The 24,966-nt window shown below is 68.8% G+C and carries 22 protein-coding genes and 1 tRNA gene; 7 read left to right on the forward strand and 16 right to left on the reverse strand.

All coding sequences use genetic code 11. The annotated features are described in order from the left end of the window. Both G554_RS17885 and G554_RS0110075 read right to left on the reverse strand, forming a co-directional pair. A partial coding sequence (locus tag G554_RS17885) for a hypothetical protein (protein ID WP_036925368.1) occupies window positions 1–304 on the reverse strand: 304 nt, incomplete at its 3' end. 384 nt (window positions 305–688) lie between these two features. Beyond that, window positions 689–1,333, reverse strand: coding sequence for a hypothetical protein (locus G554_RS0110075; RefSeq protein ID WP_154654257.1), 645 nt, complete (start codon window positions 1,331–1,333; stop codon window positions 689–691). 47 nt (window positions 1,334–1,380) lie between these two features. On the opposite strand from G554_RS0110075, the gene G554_RS0110080 reads away from it, so the two are divergent. Then, window positions 1,381–1,454: transfer RNA gene (locus G554_RS0110080), tRNA-Lys, on the forward strand. Between the two features lie 351 nt (window positions 1,455–1,805). On the opposite strand, the gene aqpZ is transcribed toward G554_RS0110080, so the two are convergent. After that, entirely contained in the window at window positions 1,806–2,597 is a 792-nt protein-coding gene (gene aqpZ, locus G554_RS0110085; protein WP_084648462.1) for an aquaporin Z, read from the reverse strand. Window positions 2,598–3,061: 464 nt separating this feature from the next. Here aqpZ and G554_RS15835 point away from each other — a divergent pair, with 464 nt between their 5' ends. The 3 genes from G554_RS15835 to G554_RS15840 all read left to right on the forward strand — a co-directional run bounded on the left by G554_RS15835 (window position 3,062) and on the right by G554_RS15840 (window position 7,685). Further along, window positions 3,062–3,760: an ATP-binding cassette domain-containing protein gene (locus G554_RS15835; protein WP_051232870.1), complete on the forward strand. Its 699-nt coding sequence runs from the start codon at window positions 3,062–3,064 to the stop codon at window positions 3,758–3,760. Continuing rightward, a complete protein-coding gene (locus G554_RS0110100; protein WP_027587787.1) occupies window positions 3,760–6,930 on the forward strand; it encodes a YhgE/Pip domain-containing protein in 3,171 nt (1,056 codons plus the stop codon). Before G554_RS15835 ends, G554_RS0110100 begins: the two co-directional genes overlap by 1 nt. Window positions 6,931–7,016: 86 nt before the next feature. After that, window positions 7,017–7,685 (forward strand): TetR/AcrR family transcriptional regulator, encoded by a 669-nt coding sequence (locus tag G554_RS15840; protein WP_051232872.1) that lies wholly within the window; start codon window positions 7,017–7,019, stop codon window positions 7,683–7,685. Window positions 7,686–7,701: 16 nt separating this feature from the next. Here the strand turns inward: G554_RS15840 and fni are convergent, their stop codons facing one another. From fni to mvk, 4 genes are read right to left on the reverse strand one after another with little or no spacing between them, the layout of a single operon-like run. After that, complete coding sequence (fni, locus tag G554_RS0110110) at window positions 7,702–8,853, reverse strand: type 2 isopentenyl-diphosphate Delta-isomerase (RefSeq protein WP_051232875.1); 1,152 nt, start codon at window positions 8,851–8,853, stop codon at window positions 7,702–7,704. Further along, window positions 8,850–9,956, reverse strand: a complete 1,107-nt coding sequence (locus G554_RS0110115; RefSeq protein ID WP_027587789.1) for a phosphomevalonate kinase — start codon at window positions 9,954–9,956, stop codon at window positions 8,850–8,852. The genes fni and G554_RS0110115 overlap by 4 nt, the downstream gene beginning before the upstream one ends. Then, window positions 9,953–10,966 (reverse strand): diphosphomevalonate decarboxylase, encoded by a 1,014-nt coding sequence (mvaD, locus tag G554_RS0110120; protein WP_027587790.1) that lies wholly within the window; start codon window positions 10,964–10,966, stop codon window positions 9,953–9,955. The genes G554_RS0110115 and mvaD overlap by 4 nt, the downstream gene beginning before the upstream one ends. Window positions 10,967–11,015: 49 nt before the next feature. Next, complete coding sequence (gene mvk / locus G554_RS0110125; RefSeq protein WP_051232878.1) at window positions 11,016–12,020, reverse strand: mevalonate kinase; 1,005 nt, start codon at window positions 12,018–12,020, stop codon at window positions 11,016–11,018. Between the two features lie 338 nt (window positions 12,021–12,358). On the opposite strand from mvk, the gene G554_RS0110130 reads away from it, so the two are divergent. Continuing rightward, a complete protein-coding gene (locus G554_RS0110130) occupies window positions 12,359–13,492 on the forward strand; it encodes an LLM class flavin-dependent oxidoreductase (RefSeq protein ID WP_027587792.1) in 1,134 nt (377 codons plus the stop codon). A 111-nt stretch (window positions 13,493–13,603) separates the two neighbouring features. After that, window positions 13,604–14,248, forward strand: coding sequence for a CE1759 family FMN reductase (locus G554_RS15845; protein WP_036925369.1), 645 nt, complete (start codon window positions 13,604–13,606; stop codon window positions 14,246–14,248). Here G554_RS15845 and G554_RS0110140 read toward each other — a convergent pair whose 3' ends face one another. Beyond that, a complete protein-coding gene (locus G554_RS0110140) occupies window positions 14,249–15,229 on the reverse strand; it encodes an MsnO8 family LLM class oxidoreductase (protein WP_027587793.1) in 981 nt (326 codons plus the stop codon). 180 nt (window positions 15,230–15,409) lie between these two features. Here G554_RS0110140 and G554_RS0110145 point away from each other — a divergent pair, with 180 nt between their 5' ends. Next, complete coding sequence (locus tag G554_RS0110145) at window positions 15,410–16,201, forward strand: HAD-IIA family hydrolase (protein WP_027587794.1); 792 nt, start codon at window positions 15,410–15,412, stop codon at window positions 16,199–16,201. A 195-nt stretch (window positions 16,202–16,396) separates the two neighbouring features. Here G554_RS0110145 and G554_RS0110150 read toward each other — a convergent pair whose 3' ends face one another. From G554_RS0110150 to G554_RS0110185, 8 genes are all read right to left on the reverse strand, one after another. Then, a complete protein-coding gene (locus G554_RS0110150; protein WP_027587795.1) occupies window positions 16,397–17,989 on the reverse strand; it encodes a patatin-like phospholipase family protein in 1,593 nt (530 codons plus the stop codon). 122 nt (window positions 17,990–18,111) lie between these two features. Next, window positions 18,112–18,966 carry a hypothetical protein gene (locus G554_RS15850; protein WP_036925370.1) on the reverse strand — a complete coding sequence of 285 codons (855 nt, stop codon included), beginning with the start codon at window positions 18,964–18,966 and terminating at the stop codon, window positions 18,112–18,114. Between the two features lie 130 nt (window positions 18,967–19,096). Then, the gene (locus tag G554_RS0110160) at window positions 19,097–20,320 is read right to left on the reverse strand and encodes a galactokinase family protein (protein ID WP_027587796.1); all 1,224 of its coding nucleotides are present in this window, start codon (window positions 20,318–20,320) and stop codon (window positions 19,097–19,099) included. A 35-nt stretch (window positions 20,321–20,355) separates the two neighbouring features. Then, complete coding sequence (locus G554_RS0110165; RefSeq protein ID WP_051232881.1) at window positions 20,356–21,198, reverse strand: nucleotidyltransferase family protein; 843 nt, start codon at window positions 21,196–21,198, stop codon at window positions 20,356–20,358. A 92-nt stretch (window positions 21,199–21,290) separates the two neighbouring features. Further along, complete coding sequence (gene dhaM / locus G554_RS0110170; RefSeq protein WP_084648465.1) at window positions 21,291–21,761, reverse strand: dihydroxyacetone kinase phosphoryl donor subunit DhaM; 471 nt, start codon at window positions 21,759–21,761, stop codon at window positions 21,291–21,293. 11 nt (window positions 21,762–21,772) lie between these two features. Beyond that, a complete protein-coding gene (gene dhaL, locus G554_RS0110175; RefSeq protein ID WP_027587799.1) occupies window positions 21,773–22,402 on the reverse strand; it encodes a dihydroxyacetone kinase subunit DhaL in 630 nt (209 codons plus the stop codon). Window positions 22,403–22,408: 6 nt separating this feature from the next. Beyond that, the gene (dhaK, locus tag G554_RS0110180; protein WP_027587800.1) at window positions 22,409–23,410 is read right to left on the reverse strand and encodes a dihydroxyacetone kinase subunit DhaK; all 1,002 of its coding nucleotides are present in this window, start codon (window positions 23,408–23,410) and stop codon (window positions 22,409–22,411) included. A gap of 80 nt (window positions 23,411–23,490) precedes the next feature. Next, entirely contained in the window at window positions 23,491–24,768 is a 1,278-nt protein-coding gene (locus G554_RS0110185; RefSeq protein ID WP_027587801.1) for an MFS transporter, read from the reverse strand. Between the last annotated feature and the right edge of the window lie 198 nt (window positions 24,769–24,966).

A 24,966-nucleotide genomic window follows, 5' to 3' on the forward strand; every position in this document is an offset into this window, starting at 1 on the left:
TCACCGGTGTCCAGCCGTTGACCGAGGCGCCGCGGCTGACGACGCTCTGGCCCTTGGCCAGGACTCCGCGGATGGTGCTGGAGGTGCTGGCTGCCGCGCGGACCCGCACCGCGGTGGTGGCGTAGACCAACGGGTTCGGTGAGGAGGCCGGCAGCGGGGCGAGGGTGGGGCTGACGGTCGGAGCGGTGGCGGCGCCGGTCTGCAGCGCTGGGCGCACGCTGGGCCGGGGGGCGACCGCCTGGGCCGGGCTCACGGTGAGCAACTGTGACCCGGTGGCGATCAGGCCGGCTGAGGCCAGCGTCACGGCCCCGATTCGAACTGGATGCGATACGGCCATCGTGGCGATTCCCCTCCAGCGGGCAGGGCCCGCTACCTGGCGTGGGGGCTTCCCGGGCTCGTGTGGAGAACGGCGTCCCCGCCCGTGAAACCCCTGGTGTCAGTTGAAACCTATGGTCGGTTGAAGGCCCTCCGCCAGCTCCGCCGGAGGATCTGTCGCGATGGAGTCAAGGGGACACGCGGAGCGCGGGTCAGGAATGACGAACCTGTGATTCAGGACCCGATGCTGGCGACAAGAAGCCCAGAATACTCCCTTGACTAGGGGAAATGCGCAGATGAAAGATGCTCTTGTGGGCCCGGTCGGAGAGATTCTGAGGCGATCCCGGAAGCCTGAGAATTGCTCAGCAACCCCTCAATGCGCGCTTGAGGGTTTCTCGGGACTGTCGGCGGGGGCGGGCACCACCGTCGTCGACAGGGCATCACTGATCACCAGGTGGGCGCGTCCCCACACCTCGGCGGGAAGCCATCCACTACGGATTGCGGCCTTCGTGGTCGGGGTGCTTCCCAGCGTCTCGGCGATCTGCGCACAGTCCGCGGGGTCGGCGATGATCGGGACCACCGCCCGAGCGCCGTGCAGGTGGTTGGCCAGTGCAACTCCCAGCGCGAAGTCGTCGATCTCGGGGCAGACGATCGCCAGATCGGCCCGATCCGGACAACCCATCAGGATGGCCTGGATGATGCGCGCGCCGTCCAGGGGTTCGGGGCAGATGATGACCCGGGCGTCCTCCAGGATCGCGGTCGGTTCGTCGTCGGGGGACAGCTGCGAGGCGGCCCGCCGGTCGACCAGTCTGGCGCCGATACTGAGGTGATCGTCGGCCAGTATCTCGTCGACGTGGCTGCACAGCTCCTGGGACATCCGGGGCAGACGCCGTCCGTGCGGTAGCGCGGACACCTCGGCCTCGGCGCGCAGTCTGGAGCGCCGATCGGCGAGGGCCGCGATGACGAGAAGGGCGAGCCCCGCCCCCAGGATCACCCACATGCCAACCGGTGCCGTCATGGACACAGCTTGTCACGGCCCACCGGGTGGATCGCTAGACTGAGCGGGCCCCCGTAGCTCAGTTGGTTAGAGCAACGGACTTTTAATCCGTGGGTCCTGGGTTCGAGTCCCAGTGGGGGCACTCCCTGATGAGCCGCTGACCAGCGGCAATCCCCGATCTCATTGATGAGGGCGGGGTACTCAGCTGAGCTTCCTATGATCGGCCTCCGATGATGGAAGTGATAGCGCCGTTCAGAGCTCTCCAACACCGTCCTGGCAACCGGTGCCGCCTATGGGGCAGCATGCTGTGGGTCCAGAATTACCGGCTCTTCGCGTCAAGGTTTCGGATCCGTTTCGGTGTGCCCGCACACATCGAGACGTTGTTTTCGGGGGGCGTCTGTCCGGGTCGTGGGACCCTCCAGCAATGCGACGGGGCCCGCGCACATTCGAGAATGTGCGCGGGCCCCGCGACGGGTTCGGTGCTACCGGATCATCACGCCGCTTCGGTGAACTTCTTGCCGAAGATCGGACGGTAGATGAAACCGGCGATGAGGCCGCCGATGATCGGGAACACGATGAACACCCACAGCTGGGCCAGGTTGGCCGAGCCGCCGTAGATCGCCGCGGCGATCGAGCGGGCCGGGTTCACCGAGGTGTTGTCGACCGGGATGGTGACGAGGTGGATCAGGGTCAGCGACAGACCGATGGCCAGCGGGGCGAAGCCGGCCGGGGCGATCTTGGCCGTGGTGCCCAGCACGACGAGCACGAAGATCGCGGTGAAGACGATCTCGACGATGATCGCACCGGTGATTCCGAAACCACCTGGGGAGTGGGCGCCGTAACCATTGGAGGCGAAACCGGTGGCCTTGGCGGCCGAGAAGAACCCGGCCTTGGACGAGGCGATCGCAGCAATCACCGAGGCACCGACGAAGCCGCCGATGATCTGGGCGACGATGTAGCCGACGGTGTCCTTCCAGGGGAACCGGCCGGAGGCCGCCACTCCCAGGGTGATCGCCGGGTTGAAGTGCCCGCCGGAGATCGGGCCGAAGGCGTAGGCGCCGACCACCACGGTCAGGCCGAAGGCCAGAGCCACGCCGAGGTGGCCGACTCCCACCACGTTGTTGTTGGCGCTGGGGAACACTGCCGCCAGGATCGCTGTGCCGATGCCGCCACCGACCAGGACCATGGTGCCGATCGCCTCGGCGACCATGCGATGAATGAGATCGGGTCCTCCTGAAGTCAGGGGCGGTTCGGGATCCCTCGGGATCGTGATCTCGTTGGGCATTGCAGCAACTCTCCTTCATGACTGTGGAGAGGCAGCGCCTCTCCACGGCGGACACCAGTCGCAATCGGCAGTGGGGTGATAAATCCCACGTATTGGTCTTCTTTTCCGCGGTGGGAGAACTGGGGAATTTCCAGCGGGCTGCGCCGTTTTTGCTGTTCGGGACATCGCATTACATGAGCCACGAAAACACCGTGGACGTCATTGTGGAAGCCGCACATGGCGTCATATCGGGGGTAATGGGGCGGGGTCGGATCTGCCGCCCGTCCTCATCCGAGGTCTGCGGGCAGCTGGCTGTGAGCCACTCCGCCGGGTGCCGCACGCCTGCCGGTGCAGAACAGGGGTACAGATTCGTCAGTACAGACGCGAGGGGGGGGCGTCGTCTCATCGATTCTGATTTGTACTGACCGGTCAGTATAGTGCTCGACGGGTGCAGGTCGCACCGCGCGTAGGTACAGGAGAGTGTGATGACGAAACTCGCCATCCAGGCTGGGGACCTTCACCTGGCAAGCAGGCGAGGTCTGGTCTACGGACCCCTCGACTGGACGTTGGAGGATGGGCATCTGGGGATCGTCACCGGTTCTCCGGACAGTGGCAAGTCCACCCTGATGCTCACCCTCGCCGGGCGGATGCGACCCTCGAGGGGATCGCGACTCGAGGTCCTGGGGCACCAGTTGCCCGCCGCGGAACGCTGGGTCCAGCGCCACACCTCGGTCACCGGGGTCGCCGGTCTCGACGATCTGGACGACGTCGTGACGGTGCGCTCGACCGTCCGCGAACGGCTCGCCTGGCTCGCGCCCTGGTACAAGATCGTGCGTTACCCCGGCAACGAGCAGATCGCCGAGATCTGCCGGCTCGCCTTCGGCGATCTGCCGGTTCCCACTGCGAAGACCCGCGTCTACGAGCTGGACGAGCCGTCGAACCTGCTGCTGCGTATCGCCCTGTCTCTTGCCAGCAGTCCGGCGCTGATCACCGTCGACGCCGTCGACCAGCTCCACGACCTGTCCGACCAGGACACCGTCTGGTCGCGGCTGGACGCCATCGCGGCATCGGGTGTCACCGTGGTCGCCTCCACGACCGACGCGCACGAGCTCGACCGCATCCCCTGGACGACCGAGCCGTCCCACCTTGATCTGACCACCACCGACGTCGCCGAGGAGGCGTGATGTTCGCCTGGACATCTCACGGAACCGAACTCAAGAGGTTCTTCCGGCAGCCCATCACCCGGATGGCCCTCGTCGTGCTGCTGCTCATCCCACTGCTCTACGGCGCCATGTACGTGTGGGCGTTCTGGAACCCGGTCGACCGTCTTGACGACCTGCCGGTGGCGCTGGTGAACCAGGACGTCGCCGTTCAGAGCAACGGCAGGACCGTCCACGCCGGCACCGATGTGGTCACCACACTGGTCGACCGGAAGCCACTGGGATGGCACCTGGTCGACTCCTCGACCGCGGCCGACGGCGTGAAGTCCGGCAAGTACTACTTCTCGGTGACGATCCCTGCGACCTTCTCCTCCGACATCGTCTCCCTCGGCAGCCAGGATCCGACCTCCGCCGAGATCAAGGTCACCTACAACGACTCGAACTCCTTCCTGGCCACCGAGCTCGGCAGCAACGCCATGACCCAGATCCGCGACGTGGTGTCCCAGAAGATCGGGCAGACGGCGGCCAAGACCCTTGTCGTGGGACTCGGTGACGCCCGGAACGGCATGACGAAGGCCTCCGACGGCGCCTTCGTCCTGCAGGACGGTCTCAAGAAGGCCAAGGACGGTTCCACGACGCTGAGCGTGGGGACCAGAGAACTCGCCGCCGGCACCGCGCAGCTGGCGGCGGGGGCCGGAACGCTGGCCGATGGCACCGCCAGCGCCGCAGGCAAGGTGTCGACCATGGCCAGCGGGGTGTCGCGGCTCAACACCGGCGCCGAGCAGCTGTCTGCCGGACTCACCGCGCTCCAGAAGCAGACCCCGACCCTGGTCAACGGCATCAACTCGCTGGCCTCCGGAGCGGCGAGCGGCGCCTCGGGTGCACGCGACCTCAGCGATGCCCAGGCCCGATATGTCACCGGCGTCTCGACCGCCTCCGCCGGCGCCCAGCACCTCAGCACCGGCCTCGACAGCGCACTGGCCGGCGCCCGGACGGCCGGGAAGGGAGCCGCGGAGCTGTCCAACGGAGCCTCCGGTCTCACCGGCCTCCAGAAGGGTCTGGCCCAGGCCGCCGACACGACGTCGGGGGCACCGGCCCTGGCCGACGGAGCCACCCGGCTGGCCAACCAGTTCGGGACTCTGGTGACCGGCGTCTCGGAACTGTCCACGGGAGCCAGCCACTTCTCCTCCGGGGCCACGACCTTCTCCTCCGGTGCGACCTCCTTCGCATCCGGGGCGAAGCGCTGGACCGGCGGGGCCCAGACCTGGCTGTCGGGAGCCCAGACCGCCTCGGGATCCCTCAAGACCGGGGCCAGTCAGGTCGCCGACGGGGCGACCTCGCTGAGCCGCGGCGCACGCACCCTGGCCGCAGCCACCGGGGAGGACTCCACGCTCCACCAGGGAGCCGCCCAGGTCGCGGCCGGTACCGACCAGACCGCGACCCAGCTCAAGCAGATCAATGCCGCCGTCATCGCCGCCAGAGCCGAGCTCGACCGAGGCGACACCGCCGGTGTCAACCGGATTCTCTCCGGCCTGGAGACGAGCACTGGCCAGAGTGCCCAGCGTCAGGCCTCCGACCTTGCCGCAGGCGCCTCGCAGGTGCGCGACGGCATCTACTCCAGTGGCGGCACGACGTCGGTGCACGCGGCGGCCCAGAGCCTGGCCGATGGAGCATCCCAGGTCAGCAGCGGCAGCTCGCAGCTCAGCAGGGGAGCGGGGTCGCTCGCCGGCGCCGTCTCCAGCAACGGGCCGCTGGGAACCGGACTGTCCACCCTGTCCGGATCGGTGCCAACCCTGTCCGGAGCCGCCCAGACTCTGACGAAGGGGTCTGGTGAACTCGCCAGCGGCTCGGCCAGTCTGGCCACCGGCGCCAAGACCCTCAGCGGCAGCCAGGGATCGATCAACCAGCTGATGGTCGGGTCGAAGGCACTGTCGAGCGGTATCACCCAGATGAGCACGAAGGCCTCGACCGGCATCCCGACCCTCCAGAAGGGACTCGTCCAGCTCAGCGACGGGCTCAACAACCCCCACTCCGACAGGGGGCTCGTCGCGGGCCTGGCGCAGCTGGACACCGGGGCCAGGAGTCTGTCGGGTGGATTCACCAACCCCGACCCCGGCAGGGGCCTGGTCGCCGGGGCGAAGGCGATCAGTGCCGGCAGCCAGCAGCTCGCCGCAGGGACCTCGAAGATCAGCAGCGGGGCCGGTGCACTCGCCTCTGGGGCCACCACCCTCACCAGTGGCGCGAATCAGTTGGCCGCCGGTGGCAAGCAGGTGGCCTCCGGAACCGGCCAGCTCAACGCCAAGGTGCCGGCGCTGGTGAGCGGAGTCGCGGCTCTCGACCAGGGAGCCCAGAAGATCCACAGCGCCACCACGAAGGTCGATTCCGGCGCGGCCACCCTGGCTGCCAGGACGCCGACCCTGACCACCGGGCTGGGCACCCTCGAGCACGGCGCCACCACGCTGGGAAACAAGCTGAGCAGCGGGGCCGGACAGATCCCCCACGACTCCGCGTCGGTCCAGACCCAGCGGGCCAGGGCCGTCAGCTCACCGGTCGGCCTGGCCAAGCACAACCTGCACCAGGCGGCGTCGTGGGGCGAGTTCTTCGCACCGTTCTTCATCGGCCTGGGCCTGTGGGTCGGTGCGCTGGTCGCCTGGCTGCTGCTGCGCCCGCTCCAGTCGCGGGCCCTGATGACCTCGGTCAGCGGGTTCCGGATGGCGTGGGGATCGCTCAACTCGGCGCTCACCCTGGCCGTGGGACAGGTCTTCATCATGCTCTCGGTGATGCACTTCGCTATCGGCATCAACCCCAACCACGCGGTGGCGACCGTGCTGTTCGCTCTCCTGGTGGCCGCCGCCTTCTTCGCCCTGCAACAGATGCTCCAGATCGGCTTCGGCTCGGCCATCGGTAAGGTGATCATCATCTCGGTGCTGATGCTGCAGTTGGCCTCGGCCGGTGGCACCTATCCGATCCAGACCGAACCGGGATTCTTCCAGGCCGTCAGCCCGTGGATGCCGATGACCTATGTGGTCAACGGACTGAGGCAGGCGATCACCGGCTCGATCGGGCCGAGGTTCTGGACAGCGGTGGCAGTGATGGCCGGAATCTTCGTGGTCTCGTTGGTGCTCTCGTCGATCCTGGCAGCGCGCAAGCGCACCTGGACCCTGTCGCGGCTGCACCCGGCCCTGAAGATCTGATGACGGACCGGGTGGGGTGCCGACCGGGCGGAGTCCGGTCGACACCCCACCCGGTGCGGAACGCTCAACGGTGAGATGGAGGAGTCATGACAACCGGCAGAGACGTACCTGTCGAGCCGCAGTCGGGGCAGGAGTCACATGCCCTCACGAGATCACCCGGGCGACGGGGGGCGACGGCGCAGTCGATTCTGGATGCGGCCACCCACCTGTTCGCCACCCGCGGCGTCTCGGCGACCTCGGTCGACGACATCGCGCTGGCTTCGGGCAGCGCCAAGGGCAGCGTCTACTACAACTTCACCTCCAAGGCGGGTCTGGTGGAGGCCCTGATGGACGAGCACGCCGCCCGGGTCTCCGACTCGATCCGTGAGGCCTCGCGCGGTCTCACCGGTGCCGCACTGCAGCGTGCGGTGGTGGCGACCCTGCTCGCCGACATGCACGAGCACCTCGACTCGGCACGGGTACTGGCCTCGGAGGTGTTCCGCACCGATCGTTCCTGGCGGGAGTCGGTCTCGAGCTGGCGCACCGCGCTGATGGGGCCCCTTGATGCGATCGAGAGCGGCAGTTCCGCCGAGGAGACTGGCAGTGTCGTCAGCAAGGAGAGCCCGGACAGCCGGATCGGCGCCGCGGCCATCGTCGGGGCGACGCTGATAGCCGGCCTGGAATGGCTGATATTCCACCCGGACCTGCCACTGGACCGGGTCGAGGATCAGATCTTCCGCATCCTCGGGCTCAACTCTCTGCAGCCGACCGAGTGATCCTGCGCAGCAGCGGTCAGGCCTCGCTGCGCCGCGAGTAGGGCCCCGCGTCGATCCCGCGCAGCTGGCAGTACTCCGCCAGGCCCCGGCGCACCAGCAGATCGGTGCGCTGCAGCCCGGCGACGTCGCGGGCCCCCAGCAGGGCGGCCAGCTCCCGGGTGTGCACCTGCCAGCTGGTGATCAGCTCCACCAGGGCGGCGGCGCCGCCGTCCACCACAGCGCTGAGGAAGGATCCGGCCACTCCTACCGACCCGGCCCCCAGGGCCAGACACTTGAGCACGTCGAGCGGGTTGCGCACCCCGCCGGAGGCCAGCAGGGCGGGGTGCTCCTCGAACCCCAGTCGGCCGGCGTCGAGCAGACAGGCCGGGGCCGACTGCCCGAATCCGGTGAGATAGCCGTAGTCGGCCCCGGGGCGCCGGTCGTTCTCGATCTGCAGGAAGTCGGTCCCGCCGCGTCCCGACACGTCGGCGTACCGGACGCCGATCTCCGCGAGCTGACGCAGGGTCCGGGCACTCAGCCCGAATCCGACCTCCTTGACAAGCACCGGGACCGGCACCGCCTCGACGATCCGAGCGATGCCGTCGCGCCAGTCGGCGAAGCGCGGGGCGCCCTCGGGCATCACCGTCTCCTGGACGGCATTGACGTGGACCTGCAGGACGTCGGCCTCCAGCAGCTCGACCGCTCTCACGGCGTCATCGGCCGACCGTCCCACGCCGATATTGGCCATCACCAGCCCGCGCGGGTTCTCGCGCCGGATCACCCGGAACCCCTCGGCGCAGGACGGATCGTCCAGGGCGATAGACACCGAACCGCACCCCATCGCCAGTCCGGTCTCCCGTGCGGCGATGGCCAGCTGCCGGTTGATGTGGCCGGTGTGCTCGGTGCCGCCGGTCATCCCGTTGATGTAGAACGGCGACTCCAGACGCTGGCCGGCCAGCTCGACACCCAGGTCGACCTCATCCAGGGGGACCGCCCCCAGGGCGTGGTGCAGGAACTCCAGGTCGTCGAACTCGTTGACCGGGGACCCTCCCGGGCGCGGGGGACCGCCCTCGCCCTGGTCCCTGCGGCCCGACCACTGCACCACGGCGAGCCGGACGTGGTCCTCCTTGCGGTCGTGGCGCTGAGCCGCGTCGTGACCCCAGTCGGGTCCACTGGGCAGGGCGCTCATCGGGTCGCTCCGCGAGGGTCGCGCTGAGCCGGGTAGGGGCTCAGATCCAGGGGCAGGATGCCGTTGGCCCGCCACGCGTCCAGCAGTCCGTCATGGTCACCGCCGTGCGGCATGAGAGCGACCCCGCAGTCCCCGCCCCCGGCCCCCGACGGCTTGGCGGCCGCTCCGGAGGCCTCGGCCAGATCGCACAGGGCGCGCAGCTGATCGGTCTCGATCCTGGTGCCGCGCAGCCTGCCCAGGCCCTGCAGCAGGGTCCGGAAGGAGCCGATCACCCGCAGCACGGTCGCCGGATCACGGCTCCACGCCGCCACCAGCTCATCGACCCCGGTCCGTGCCCCGGCCAGGAAGGCCTCGTAGTGGGCGTCGGCGTCCCCACGGTCCCCGGGCACCCGCTCCAGGTGCACCCTCTCCACCAGACGCTCGGTGGAGGCCGGCGACCCGGTCCAGCCGACCAGCAGGTCCAGCCCGGCCAGCGGCCCGAGCTGGGCGACCCGGCAGTCGCGCCACACCGGGGCCCCCAGGGTCCCCTCGACCCCCTGGGCGCCGGCGGTGCGCCGGAGGGCGTCGCGGTCGGGGGAGACGTAGTGCACGAAACCGCCGAAGGTGCTGGCCGCGACATCCCCGCCGGAGGCCCGCGGAGCCACCTCCACGGTGGCCAGCAGGCCGATCCGGAACCTCTCGGTGAGGCTGAGACCCATCTGGTAGAACTCGTCCAGGGCCGCCACCACGGCCACCGTCACGGCGGCCGAGGAGCCCAGACCGAACTTGCGACCGTCCTCGTCGTCCAGCTCGGAGTCGATGTGCAGGTCGAAGTAGCGCGGTGCCAGACCGCGTTCGGCGCGCAGCTTCTCCATCACCGAGATGGTGGCGGTGACGTAGTCGTAGGGGCTGCGATCGGTGACGATCTGGCCGTCGGCGTCTCGCACCCAGGTGACCGGGCCGTGCCCGTAGCGGGTGGAGTGCACCTTGCCCATCTGGGAGCCGGCGGTGAGCCGAACCGTGATGCAGCGGTCCACGGCCACCAGGACCGCCGGGTGCCCGGGTTCCACCACGGCGTACTCGCCGGCGATGTAGAGCTTTCCAGGAGCTCGGGTCTCGATCATGAGGCTCCCCGGGTGAGTTCGACGGGATCAGGGATCAGGTGCGCTCCCGGCCCAGGGCCGAGGATCCGCACCGGGCTCGGGGCACCCTCGGCCGGATCCGCGACTGCCAGCCCGGCCATCGCCTGGGCCACCTGGCCGGCATCCCCGGGGGTGGTGAGGACACAGACATTCGGGCCCGCATCGGCGGTCGCCCAGGCGGTCAGCCCGCCGGCGCGCAACTCCTGGACGGCGTCCAGAACTGTCAGGCTGGCCGGTGACAGGTAGCGCACCGGGGGCGTGGAGGAGGCGATCACCGCATGCATCCGCAGTGCGTGGGACTCGGTGAGCTGCCCGATCCGCTCGATGTCACCGGCCGCGCAGGCGTCGATCATCTGCCTGAGGGTCTCCTCGGTGGAACTCACCCAGGCCGGGTAGAAGGGCGAGGTGTCGCGGCTCAGCCGCATCGCCCGACGGCTGGAGACAGCCTTGGGACGACCCGAGACGATCACCGGGACCAGTCTCAGGTCCGGTCCGGGGACCGGTTCTGCGAAGGATTCCAACTCGTTCCCGGCATGCCAGACCGCCAGTCCGCCGACCACCGACCGGCAGGCCGAGCCAGATCCCCGCCGGGCCAGCCGTGACAGTGCCCGCTGGTCGAGGCTCAACCCGTAGGCGCCGGCAGCTGCGCTGGCCAGAGCCGCGAAGCCGGACGCCGAGGAGGCCATTCCCGCGCCGGTGGGCCCGGCATTGGTCGAGCTGACGACAGCCGCCCGATCGTCTCCGAGCTGCGTGCGGATGACATCCAGGAAGGCGCTCGTGCGTTCGGTGGCGCTGGCACTGGTGGCCCTCCCGTTGAGGAGGAAGATGTCCTCGCCGGGCCGGTCGGTGACCTCCACCGTGGTGATGGTGGCCAGGTCGTCGACGGTCAGCGACAGTGACCCGGCCGCGGGAAGGATGAGGGCCTCGTCGCGTTTTCCCCAGTACTTGACCAGGGCGATATTCGGGTAGGCGATGGAGGATGCCCGGCTCATGCCCTCTGTCCTGTGTGCGTGGGGGTTCCTGTGCTCGGCCCGCTGGTCCTCATGCAGCCTCCACCGTGGTCCGCCAGGTGCGCGCCGCACCGGCGGATCTCAGAACATGCTCCAGCTTCGCGCCGTACTCGTCGTCGCGGGCCAACGCGATGACGCAGCCTCCGCGGCCGCCTCCGGTCAGCTTCGCGCCGGTCGCACCGGCCGCCTGGGCGGCGTCCACCAGTCGTTCCAGAGCGACATCGCTGACCCCGAGCTCGGCCAGCAACCGGTGCGCCTCGAACATCTGGGCTCCCAGGGTCTCACCATCGCCGCGGGCGAGTTGCTCCAGGGATCCCTCGGCGAGCTCGCCGAGCCGGTCAATGAGGCCACTGACGCGGGTCGGGTCGGCCTCCAGGCTGGCCTTGACCGCTCCGACCGCCTGAGCGGTGGAGCCGGCATGGCCGCTGTCGGCGAGCACGAAGACCAGTGGTGCCCCGACCTGGATGGGGGAGACCTTGCCGCCGTGGAATCGGATCGGCACCTGGGAGATGACGGTCCGCGGATCCAGTCCGCTGGACCTGCCGTGGGCGATCCGCTCACAGTCCATCGCCACCTCGAAGGTCTCGTCCTCGGTCATCTCGACCTCGGCCAGGGCGGCGATCGCGCGGGCCACTGAGACCCCGACCACGGCGCTGGAACCCAGCCCGCGCTCGTAGGGAACGGTGCTGTCCAGCCGCAACTCGACCCCGGTCTGCGTCATCCCGGTGTGGCGCTGGGCGGAGTAGATGGCCTCCAGCAGCGGCTGCACCCGGGCGGGGGCGTCGTCGGCGTCGCCATGGAACAGCGCGCTGTGGATCCGGGTGCCCCGGGCCAGGGGACGCACCTGGGCAGTCGTGGTGAGGGCGTGCAGTGGGATCGCCACGGCGGGGGAGCCATAGACCACGGCATGCTCACCGAACAGGATCGCCTTGGCGTGGGCCTGGCCGAGGATCGGTTCGAAGGCACCGGATGCCGGTGACCGAGGATGTGATCGCGCAGGGCTCGTAGAGACCTCGCTTGCGGCCTGGATCCTCACGCCATCTCCTGTCTGGTCGACCTCGGGCAAGAATAGCCTCCCGAGGCCAGCCCTCCAGTCGCAACCGGCTCCACCGCCGTGCCACGCTGCCGTGCTCCACCGAGACCGGAGGGAACACCGCAAGCAGGGGTTCGGGGGATCGACGAGTGGTCACCGGCATCGCGGAATAGACCGCGGTGGTCCCGGGTTAGGATAGTTGATACATCAACCACTTAGGAGGTCCGGTGACCAAGAGCACAACCGCCAGCATCGAGGGGGTCGGCGCCCCGGGGAGTTCCGCGGCACCTGAGGTCACGGCCGAGGCCAGGCTCGCCGCTGCGCCCAGGGTCCCCGTCCAGCTGGGCGTCTTCACCGTCTCCGACGTCACCCCCGACCCGACCAACGGCGTCATCCCCTCGGAGCACCAGCGGCTGATGAACATCGTCGCGGTCGCCGAGAAGGCCGAGGAGATCGGCCTGGACGTCTTCGCCCTGGGCGAGCACCACAATCCGCCGTTCGTCTCCTCCTCGCCGACCACCACCCTCGGCTACATCGCCGCCCGGACCAGCCGGATCATCCTCTCCACCGCGACCACCCTGATCACCACCAATGACCCGGTGAAGATCGCCGAGGACTACTCGATGCTCCAGCACCTGTCGGGCGGTCGGGTCGACCTCATGATGGGACGCGGCAACACCGGGCCGGTCTACCCCTGGTTCGGCCGCGACATCCGTGAGGGCATCAATCTGGCCCTGGAGAACTATGACCTGCTGCACCGGCTGTGGCGCGAGGACGTGGTCGACTGGCAGGGCAAGTTCCGTACCCCGCTCAACGGTTTCACCTCCATCCCGCGACCGCTGGATGACATCCCGCCATTCGTCTGGCACGGCTCGATCCGTTCTCCCCAGATCGCCGAACAGGCCGCGTACTACGGAGACGGGTTCTTCCACAACAACATCTTCTGGCCGATCGACCACACCCAGCGGATGATCGAGCTCTACCGCACCCGCTTCGAGCACTACGGCCACGGCCCGGCCTCCCACGCCATCGTGGGGCTCGGCGGGCAGTTCTTCATGCGCCGCAACTCCCAGGACGCCGTCCGCGAGTTCCGCCCCTACTTCGACAACGCCCCGGTCTACGGACACGGCCCCTCGATGGAGGAGTTCACCTCCGGCACCCCGCTGACCGTCGGTTCTCCCCAGCAGGTGCTCGAACGGACCCTCGGTTTCAGGCAGAAGGTCGGCGACTACCAGCGCCAGCTCTTCCTCATCGATCACGCCGGACTGCCGATCAAGACGGTTCTGGAGCAGATGGACCTGCTCGGCGAGATCCTCCCCGACCTTCGGGCGGGCCTGCTGGAGGGACGCCCCGCCGACATCCCCGACGCCCCCACCCACGCCAGCCTGCTCGCCGCCAGCGGCGCGCAGCCCGATGACAGCTACCGGTTCGAGACCGGGGACAACGTCACCGGGCTGGCCAGCAGGACCGCCTGATCCCCGCCGCGGGCCACCGCCCACCACTCCTTGTCCTCGACCGCAGCACCTCGATGCAGCCCACCGATGTGCGCACTCACCACCCGACCCTCTCACCCCACAGGACCCATCATGCGGATCACCGCCATCAGTTCCGGCCTCGGCCAGCCCTCCTCCACCCGGCTGCTGGCCGACCGTCTGGTATCGGCTGTGAGGGCTCGCAGCCGGCGGCCGGACGCCGAAGCACCTCAGATCGACGTCGTCGAGTTGCGGGAGTACGCCCACGACCTCCTCAACGCCGAGCTGACCGGCTTTCGCACCCCCGCTCTGCAGGAGCTGCTCGACCAGGTCGCCGGTTCCGATGCCCTGATAGCGGTGACGCCGGTGTTCAACGCCCACCCGGCCGCGGTGTTCCAGTTGTTCTTCGAGGTCCTCGACGAGGGTGCCCTGGCCGGCACCCCGGTGTTGCTGGCGGCCACCGGCGGCACCGCCAGGCACTCCCTGGTCACCGACCAGGCGCTCGTCCCGCTGTTCCACTACCTGCACGCGGTGGTGGCTCCGGTCTCGGTCTTCGCCGCCACCTCCGACTGGGGGGACTCGACGGCTCTGGAGGCCAGGATCCAGCTGGCGGTGGAGGCCTTCAGCCGGCTGCTGGGCGGCCCGGCCGACGAGCCGGCCGAGCCATCCGACGGGGCCGGGCCCCAGCTGCGGGCCGTCGCCGATGATCTGGCCCTGACCGACGACTTCGAGCAGATGATGAGGGCCCTGGGCCACTGATCACAGCAGCCGGCTGGCGAGCTCCCGGTACATCGTGATCTTGGTCCGGACATCGGCGATGTAGCTGATCAGCATCACCTCGTCGACACCGTGACCGGCCCGGAAGTCGGTGATTCTCTGCGCCACCTGGTCGTAGTCGCCGACGATGATCTCCGAGGAATGGGTGCGCAGATAGGAGGCCAGACCCTCGCGGGTCTCGGCGTCCATCTGATCGGCCGATCCGAAGTGCACCGGCAGTCCGTGCTGCAGGGCCACCCGGGCGCCGGCCGCTGGAAGGGCCTGGTGGACGGCCTCGCGAGCAGTCGGGGCCGCGCTCACCGACAGCGCCGACAGGGTGAGGCCGGAGGCCCCGGCCGGCAGGTGGGCACGGTAGCGGTCGGCCACCGAGGGGCTCTGGCGTCCGGTGAAGAACTGTGCATAGGCGTAGTGCATCCGGTGGTCCCCGGCCCAGGCCGCCGACTGGCCACTGGAGCCCAGCAGCCAGAACTGCGGCAGGGTCTCCAGGGAGGGCCCGACCTGCAATGACCGATAGCTGTGATCGGCCGGCAGCTCGCCGCGCATCAACCCCAGCGTCTCCTCGATGAGGGCGTTGATCATCTCGGGATGGATCGCCCGGCCCTGGTTCAGCGCCAGGGCCGACAGCATGTCACCACCGGGGGCCCGGCCCAGGCCCATGTCCACACGATCGCCGAAGATCGTCGCCATGGTGGCGAATCGCTCGGCCAGCTGGAGTGAGCCGTAGTGCATCGCCATCACCCCGCCCGAACCGATCCGGATCCTCGAGGTGGCGTCCAGCAGGTGGGTCATCACCAGGTCCGGGGCGGTCGACATGAAGCGATCGTTGTTGTGGTGCTCGGCGATCCAGAGCCGGTGGTAGCCGGCCTCCTCCAGACCCTGTGCCAGCTCGACTGCATCGGTGAACACCTGCCTCGGGGTGTATCCCTCGAAAAGTGGCAGCTGTTCCAGAACTCCGAGCCGCATCCAGTCCTCCATAGCGGTTGTGCACCACGGCCACACGCTCGCCGCGACTGCCCAGCAGCCGCACCCGCCGATGGCCCATCTGGGGGGTGAACCGGCGTGGTCGCCGTTTTCTTCCCTGCCGGTCCCGGCAAGCTCACGTTCGGCCTCCCGGGCCGGACTCTTGTCGCTAGTGTTGAGGCCATGAGAGAACCTGCAGAAGTCGAGTGCTGGCTCACTGACATGGACGGCGTCCTGGTCGCCGAGGAACGCGAGGTCCCAGGCGCTGGAGACCTCATCCAGCGCTGGGTCGACACCTCCCGGCGATTCCTCGTCCTGACCAACAACTCCATCTTCACCCCACGTGATCTGGCAGCTCGGCTGGAGGGATCGGGCCTCATCATCCCCGAGGAGAACATCTGGACCTCGGCCCTGGCGACCGCCCGATTCCTGGTCGACCAGAACCCCGGAGCGCGACTCTTCGTGATCGGCGAGGCCGGTCTGACGACCGCCCTCCACGAGGCCGGGTTCATCCTCACCGACACCGACCCGGACTATGTGGTGCTCGGCGAGACGCGCAACTACTCCTTCGAGGCCATCACCAAGGCCGTCCGACTGATCGGTGAGGGCGCCCGGTTCATCTGCACCAATCCTGATGCCACCGGCCCCTCACCCCAGGGCCCGCTGCCGGCCACCGGGGCGATCGCCTCGCTCATCACCACCGCGACCGGCGGGCGCCATCCCTATATCGTCGGCAAACCCAACCCGATGATGTTCCGCTCGGCCCTCAACCGGATCGAGGCCCACTCGGAGTCCACCGCGATGATCGGTGACCGGATGGATACCGACATGGTCGCCGGTATCGAGGCCGGCCTGCTCACCGTCCTGGTGCTGTCGGGGATCACCAAGCGCGAGGACATCGACCACTTCCCCTACCGGCCGAACATCGTCCTCGACTCGGTGGCCGACCTGCTGCCCCTGCTGTCGACCCCCTGAGTCAGCGCGACACTCTCCTCCTGCTGCTCTGCTAGCTCCGCCTCCTGCCACGTTCGTCCTCGAATCTGGCGTTCGTCCTGGAATTCCAGGACGAACGCCAGATTCGAGGACGAACGTGGTTGTCGGGCGAGAGGCCCCGGTCCGGGTCGGCCCGTCGGCTCACCAGGCCCACCAGGTTCCCCAGGCTCACCAGACTCACCAGGGCGGTTCGATGCCGTGGGGCATGTGGCCGTGCTCCTCCAGGGTCCAGCCCCAGGCGTCGGCACCCTCCGGACGCAGCGACTCGGGCAGCCGGGCTGAGTCCTCCGCCAGCTGGCGTTTGACCTCACCCAGCTCGAGGATCTGCTCGGGGCCGCTCAAGGGCTGTTGGGACGAGGGGGACTGTCGCGCCGAGGGAGTGCCCAGGGACGGCGCGAACGTCTCCAGCGGCATCTGGTCATGCAGCCAGGCCTTCTCCAGCTCCCAGCCGCGCATCCGGAGCCGGACGATCTCATTGACCTGGTCGCGGACCTCCGGTTCGGTCTCCTCGTACTGCTCCGCGGAGGTCATCCAGCCGTAGTCCCGGTTGATCCTCAGCAGGCCGGGATCCACCGTCATGGAACTGTGCACCGCGATATCGGGTCCGATCACCTTGGCTCCGGCGGTCAGCGCGTAGGCGATCTCATCGCGGCCTGCCTCATCGGTGAGGATGTCGATGCTGCGGGTCGCCAGGTCCAACATGTTCTTGGCGCCGAAATCCTCGGTGCGGGCGATCCCCAACGGAGAGCAGGCGATGACATAGGGATGTGTGACGCCGAGATGGCCGATCGCCATCTCGGCCGGGGTGTTCTCGCGGACCCCGCCATCGACGTAGTGCTCCCCGTTGATCTCCACGGGTCGGAACACCCCAGGTATCGAGCAGGACGCCAGCACTCCCTTGGTGACGTCGTGGGAGGGGCCCTCCAGGGGCTGGTTGCGCCGGTCGACCAGGGTGCCGTGCTCGGTCATGTAGCGAAGCTCTCCCGACTCCAGGGCCACCATCGCGATCCGCAGCTGGACGCTGGAGGCGGCCAGTCGTTCGCTGCGGAACCAGGTGGTGTCGAGCAACTTGGCAAGAATCGGCCCGGCCCGGTAGGTCGAACCGGAGGCGTCGGCCCCCTTCAGAATGGTCTGAATGTCCCCGCCGTCGCGGGTCAGCTTGGACAGTGCGGCGAGTACCTGGAGCACCACTGAGGGGCTCCAGGTGGCGCCGTCGTCGGGCACCGGGATCTCCTTGGTGGCCAGGTCCAGGGTGGCCGCCTGGCCGCTCAGGGGCGCAGCCAGCCGCGAGTCCTCCCCGCCGGCCACCGGATCGGCGGGGTCGACCACGGTGCTCGAACCGTCCTGGGCACGGGTGAAGGGCAGGTTGATCCGCGGGATGGCCAGACCACGGGTACGGCGACTGCGCTCGTGGTCGATGAGCTTGGCCCACTCGGGCCCCTTCTCCAGCAGCAGTTTGAACCAGGCGCGCGGAGCGAACATCTCCGACTGGTCCTGCATCGACATCCACAACTGGTCCAGCTGGGCCATGGCGCGCGCCTGGTCGCTCGGATCGGACCACTGGGCGATCGTGCACGCCACCACCGATCCCGCTGAGGTGGCGGTGATCACCTCGGGGCGGATCCCGACGACGTCGTAGAGATGTCTCAGCGCCCCGATCTGGAAGGAGGCCCTGGAGCCGCCGCCGGCCAGCACCAGGCCGTGGCGGGCGCGCAGGGTCGACCGGCCGAAGCCGAGGGTGGGCAGCCCGAGCCAGGAGGGAAGTTCCATGACAGCGATGCTAGGCGACCGAGCGGGGTGGATGCTCTCCACCGAGGATCTGCCGCGAACCGCGTGCCGTCGTTGAGCGCTCGGCGGCCGGTGGGCAGGGCCGCCTCATCAGGCCGGGCTGCTCAGCGGGCCGGAACCGAGTCCTCGATGAGACAGCTCAACTGCACCGCCAGGTCGTCCAGAGAGGTCGCCGGATGACGGAAGGCGGCGAAGGCGATGACGGTCTCCTCGGACTCCACCGACATCAGGGTGACGCCGGTGCGGTCGATATCGGCCACGAAGACCCGTCCCAGGGTGTGCTCGCAGCTGTGGGTGGAGGATCGGCGCCCGCAGATCGTCCCGGCGATCTGGCCATCGGCGACGGCATGGCAGATCCGACGAAGGAAGAGTTCGTTGACCGAGGCGACCAGGTCGTAGGCGTCCCACTCCTGATCGGCGCTCGGGTAGGCGGCCTCCCAGGCCTTCGGGCAGCGGTCGGCCTGGACGAGGGTGTCCACGTCCATCGGCGTCACCCCGAGGCTGTCGCGCAGCAGCACACGATCGGTCTCGATGACCCCGACCCGGCCGTTCTCGCTCTCGGCGATCTCGGCGACGCGGTCCGGCAGGTCTCCGTCGACGAGCATCAGGAAGGTCTCGTCGGGGGACAGCCAGGTGAGGGTTCCGACCATCTGGGCGGTGGCGCACACCAGGCGCAGAGCCGGCTCGGGGGACTCCTTGGACAGATCCACCCGGACGTCGATCGCTCGGCCATCGGCGACCGAGGTCACCGGGTCGCCGGCATCGGCGTAGCCGGCGACCAGGAACTGGCCGGAGGGCGTCATGCCGTGGGCCAGTGCCGAGGAGAGCTGGTCGGGAGCCAGTCGGAAGGCCAGCAGGGAGGCGCTGCCAGCTCCGCTCACCAGACGGTGAGCCATCGAACGGCTGTGGGAGGCAACGGCGTCGGCGCTGACGGCCGCGAGATCGGTGGACGATGACATCTGTCCTGGTACCCCTCTCATTGACTGAGGTAAGGCAACCCTAATCCCACAACGGCACCGTTGACCAGCTCATCCGCCAGCTGTCTCATATAGCGCAACGCGATCGTTACGTAAATCGTCCGCGGTGTGCTCACAGCCGCCGGGCCGAGGGGCCGGGGCGGGTGATCAGGGTGGAGGCCCGGCGGGCCGCCTCGGGGAACTGCTCGGTGTAGCGCGACAGCCAGGCCGAGGCGAAGGACTCGGCCTCCGATCGGGGTACCGCCGCCCACACCGAGCCGCCGAAACCGGCACCGAAGGAGCAGCAGGCCAGTGCCGCCAGATCGGCTCGGGCGATCCGGGCCGCGCCGATCGTCTCGGGGACCTGGTTGCCCAGCAGGGTCTCGGCAGCCAGCTGGGACCGGTCGACGGCCTGGCCGAAGGCCACCAGATCACCGGCGGCCAGGGCCTGGGAGGCCGCCGGGATGATCTGCTCGGACTCGGCCAGGAAGTGATCCAGGCGCCTGGTCAGCCACTGGTCGTCAGAGATCAGGCGGTGCAGCCTCTCGGCCCCGGGATCGGCGGCCAGCGCATCGGCTAGCACGGCGTCCTGCCGTCGGGTGGCCCGGTTCCAGCGGTTCAGGATCTCCCGGGTCGACAGCGATGCCCGGTTGTAGAGGTCGCGCGCCGCCCCGGTCTTCTCGGCCGCCACCCCGCTCACCAGCACCACCAGGGCCAGATCTGCAGGGAACCCGACCCGCTGCTCCAGCCGGATCGGGCAGAACCGGAACTGGCCGAGCCGATCGGCCTCGCTGAAGACCATCGCGGTGTGGTCCTCCGAGCCCCCGAAGGTTCCGACGCCGGCCGCACCGGGAAGCTCCTTGAAACTCATCCCGTTCTCGAAACAGGCCAGGTACTGGGCCAGATCCGCCTGATCGGTGACATTGCGTCGCCAGCGGGGTGACCCGGTGAAGCCGTTGGCATCGGCCAGCGCCAGCACCAGGGAGCTCACCAGTGCCGAGGAGGAACTCATCCCGCTGGCCAGTGGCAGATTGCTGGAGATCTCGATCTGGCAGGGGGCCAGTGCGCCGAAGTTGTCGGTGAGCCGGTCGACCACGGTCTGCAGATAGCGGCCCCAGTGGCCGGCAGGCAGCTGCGGGTCGGTGCCGGCGACCAGCCGAAGGTCCCCGGGCACGGCGGTCGAGCGGGCGGTGATCCCCGGGCGCCCCGAGGTCGGGGTGCAGCTGATGGTGACGCCCCGGTCGACGGCGGCGACCAGGGTGCGCCCGCCCGCGTAGTCGGTGTGCTTGCCGAGGATCTCGATGCGGCCGGGGACGAACCAGCGGACCTCGGCGGCATCACCTTCAGAGCCGGGCACAGCCCTCTTGCCGGTGACCGTCCCGTTCCGGTCGGTCACAACAGCGCCTGCTGATCGCCCAGAGCGGCCTCGACGGAGGCGATGTCGCCACGGTTGGACATGTCGAGCACCCCGGCGTCGACCGGGACGACGTCGAAGCGCTCCCCGGCGTCAACCATCCAGCGCACCGCGTCGACGATCTCGAACTCCCCGCGTGCCGATCGGTCGATGCTGCGGCAGGCCTGGAAGATCCGCGGGGTCAGCAGGAAGCAGTTCATGGAGACCAGGGCGTCGTCGCCGGCGGCCGCCACCACCTCGGGGGCCGGCTTCTCGATGATCCCGGTGAGTCGATGATCGGCGTCGGCCCTCAACAGCGCGAAGGCCGCGATCCGTCCGGGGTCGATATTCGACTCGGCGAGCATCGAGCGCTTGGAGAAACCCAGGGTGGCGGAGGCCGGGGCCTCGGCCAGCCGTGCCACTGCGGCACCGGGGTAGAAGTTGTCGGAGTTGACCAGCAGGACGCGGTCACCGCCGGCGAAGGACTCCGCGGCCAGCGCCGCGTCAGCGGTGCCCAGCGGTTCCTGCTGGACGGCGTAGTCGATCGAGACCCGGGTCGTGGTCAGATCGTCGTAGTAGTCGCGGATCATCTGGTGCTCGGGACCGATCACCAGGCAGAACTCGTGATAGCCGACATCGGCCAGGGTCGATATCACGTGGTCGAGGAAGGGCCGACCGTTGAGGGTGATCATCGCCTTGACGCCGGCCGCGGCGGCGGCGGCCTGATCGCCGGCGAGCTCGACCCCCTCGGCGGCCCTGCGCATCCGGGTGCCCAGACCCCTGGCCATGATGACGGCCTTGTGGGGTGGGTCGAGGTGAGGGGTGGTGGCGGCATCGGTCATACCCGTCATCCTATGGACGCCGTTCGGGCCGATGCGCGATCGCGCGCACACAGCCGCCCATCCGATCACCTCGGACGCACAGTTGCCCGGGGTCAACTGTTGATCTGCTGCACCTTGGGTGCCAGGGCGTCGGCGGTCTGGGCGGCGACGGCATCCAGGTCCGCTCCGGTGGAGGCGGTGACCACCGCCACCACCAGCCCCTCGACCAGCGGTCCGGGGCTGATCCGGACCCTGGCCGCCAGATCGGGATCGACGAACTCCGATGCCATCTCGGCGGACAGGATGGAGGAGCCCAGGTCGACCAGGATGAGGATCCCCGAGCATCCGGAGAGCTCCTCGATGGCCGAGCCGACGGCAGCCGCGTCGGTGCCCAGGGTCTCCTCGTCCAGGCCGGCGGCCACCCGGATCGGGGGCGGGTTGTCGGGGACCATCTGCTCGGCGAGCTCAACCGCCGCCACCGCCAGCCGGTGGCTGTGCGAGACGACGATGATGCCGACCCCGGCAGGGGAGTCGGTCGGCGGAGCGGCCTCGGTGTCGTGTGCAGTCGCAGAGTTGTCAGCCATCACGGGCCTCCTCAGGCCAGGCAGCGCGCAGCGCTGTCGATGAGCAGGGCCATCGAGGTGGCACCCGGATCCTGGTGTCCCTTCGACCTCTCCCCCAGATAGGACGCCCGACCGCGTTTGGCGATCATGTCGACCGTGGAGTCCCTGCCCTGGTCGGCGGCCTTCGAGGCGGCCTGGAGGGCCTCAGCCAGACTCCTGCCCTCGTCGGCTGCCTGCTGGGCGGCAGCCACCGCCGGGGTGAGGGTGTCGACCAGGGTCTTGTCGCCGGGGGAGGCCTTGCCGCGGGCAATGATGCCGTCCAGTCCGGCCTTCATCCCCCGGGCGAGGTCCGCAGCGCTCAGCTCCCCGTCGCTGGTGAAGGTGGTGCCCAGCCTCAGGAAGAAGGTGCCGTAGAGGGGACCGGAGGCCCCTCCCACGGTGCTCACCAGGGTCATCCCGGCCTTCTTGAGCATTCCCGAGGCATCGGTGAAGGAAGCAGGGTCGAGAGCCGCCACCGCCGACATCCCGCGCGACATGTTGGAGCCGTGGTCGGCGTCACCGATCTGGCGATCGAGATCGGTGAGGTAGTTGGCCTGCTCGTTGATGACCTCGGCAAAGTCCTTCAGCCAGGTCGAGACGCTCTGCGCCGAGAGATCAGACATTATGTATCAGCATCCCCATCGAAGTCCGGGAGTATTGACCGGGGCGTCCCACAAATGGAGCAGGTCACCGTCGGCCTTCAGCAGTGTCAGGGAACATCCTGCCATCTCCAGGGAGGTGATGTGGTTGCCCACCAGGGTCCTGGAGACCTGCACCCCCTTGCCGGCCAGCACCTTGGAGACCTCTCCCCACACCAGGTACTGCTCGATGAGGGGGGTTCCGCCCAACCCGTTGAGCATCGCGATCACCGGTTCGCCGGTGAAGTCCAGATCGGCCAGGATCGGCTCGGCGAGCTGCTCGGCCACCTCGGCCGCGGTGCTCAGCTTGGCCCTCTGGCGGCCCGGTTCGCCGTGGATACCGATGCCCAGCTCGATCTCGTCGTCGGCCAGCTCGAAGGTCGGTCGGCCGGCCGCCGGCACCACGCAGGAGGTCAGCGCCAGGCCGAAGGATCGGCCCCCCTCGTTGACCTTGGCGGCCACCCTCAGCAGGGCGTCCAGGTCGCGGCCCTCCTCGGCGGCGGCACCCAGGATCTTCTCCATCAGAACGGTGAGTCCGACCCCGCGGCGTCCTACGGTGTACAGCGAGTCCTGGACGGCGACGTCGTCGGCCACCAGCACGGACTCGATCCGGATCCCTGACTCGGCGGCCGACATCTCGGCGGCCATGTCGAAGTTCATCACATCGCCGGTGTAGTTCTTGACGATGTGCAGCACGCCGGCGCCGCCGTCGACCGCCTTGTCGGCGGCCATCATCTGGTCGGGGACCGGGGAGGTGAAGACCTGGCCGCAGCAGGCGGCGTCCAGCATTCCGTAGCCGACGTAGCCGCTGTGCATCGGCTCGTGGCCCGAACCGCCGCCGGAGACCAGGCCGACCTTGCCCTCGTGCGGCTCCTCGGCGCGCAGCACCACGGCATTCTCGAGATCGACCCGGAGCGAATCGGGGTGGGCGGCGGCCACTCCGACCAGCGAGTCCTTGACGATATCCTCAACAGCATTGATGAGTTTCTTCATGAGCTCAAGTCAACCACCCCGTGGGGGCCCGGCCAAGGCACCACGGGGCCGGCGTCCGGCGGATCGAGGGCGGACTCCACTCAGCGCACGTGCCGGTCGTAGTCGACGGTCACCCGGCCTCGAACCATCCGCAGCCAGGGAGCCTTCTTGGAGGGGTCGAAGTGCACCCGGATCCGGTCATTGCGCATCACCACCGCAGTGACGGCGATGAAGGTCAGTCCCAGGAAGACCGCCCCGAAGCCCACGGTGGCCCGCGGGCTGATGGCATCTCCCAGCCAGCCCACCACCGGCGCGATGAGCGGCGTCCCGCCCATCACCACCAGAGCCCAGAAACTCATCACCCGGCCGCGCATCTGCGGGGAGACCGAGGTCTGCACCATCGAGTTGGCGACGATGGTGGTGGTCACCGCACCCCAGCCGACCGGGGCCATCAGGGCGGCGAAGATGCCGTACTTGGGGGCGAAGGTGGCCGCGGTCATCGAGATCGTGAAGACCACCAGGGCCAACTCGATGTAGCGCAGTCGGGGCTGACGCCGAGCCGCCTGGAGGGCACCGATGATCGCCCCGACACCCATCACCGAGCCGAGCAGGCCGAACTCCCCGGAGCCCTTCCCGAAGGCCTGGGTGGCCATCACGGCGTCCGAGATATTGAAGTTGAAGCCGAAGGTCCCCATCATGAAGCCGATGAAGAGCAGCAGCACCAGATCGGGGCGACCGCGGACATATCGGACGCCGTCGCGCACGGTGGCCTTCTCGGTGGCGATCGGGGCGGGGTGGAGCTGCTCGCTGTTGAGGAGGACGAGGGAGGCGATGAACAGCAGGTAGAGACCGACGTTGATCGTCATCACCCAGCCCACCCCGAAGACCGCGATGAGCAGTCCCGCCAGGCCGGGCCCCAGGATGCGCGCGCCGTTGAAGGAGGCACTGTTGAGGCCGATCGCGTTGGTGAGCTGGGACAGCGGAACCAGTTCGGGGACGAAGGACTGCATCGCCGGGGAGTAGAAGGAGGAGGCGATGCCGTCGAGGCCGGCGAACATGAACACCATCCACAGCTGGGCATGTCCGCTCAGCACCAGCAGGGCGAGGATCGCGGCGTCGATGAGCAGCACGAGCTGGGCGGTCACCATGATCCGGCGCTTGGGGAAACGGTCTGCCAGGGCGCCGGCCCACGGGGTGATGAGCAGCACGGGCAGGAAGTTGATGGCGGTGACCCAGCCCAGCGCGGTGGCGTTGTGGTCGGTGAGGATCACCAGCACCAGCCAGGCCTGGGCGGTGCGCGCGATCCACTGCCCGAGATTCGCCAGCAGGGTGCCGGCGAAGAAGATCCGGTAGTTCGGGATGGCCATGCTGGCGAACATCGTTCTCATGCCTGGTGGGGCCCCGTTCTGCTCGGCTGATCCGCCCAGCTGATCTGCCCGACTCATCCACCGGGGTCGGCCGGCCGCCGGGTCATGTGCGACTCGGACAACGCTAAACCCTCGTCGCCGAAGTTGTGCACTTCGCTCAGTCGCGCTGTCCCGGATGAGCGATCAGGTGTGAGAAGGTCGGGGGGCGGA

The sequence above is a fragment of the Acidipropionibacterium thoenii DSM 20276 genome (assembly GCF_000423445.1).
Lineage (GTDB): Bacteria > Actinomycetota > Actinomycetes > Propionibacteriales > Propionibacteriaceae > Acidipropionibacterium > Acidipropionibacterium thoenii.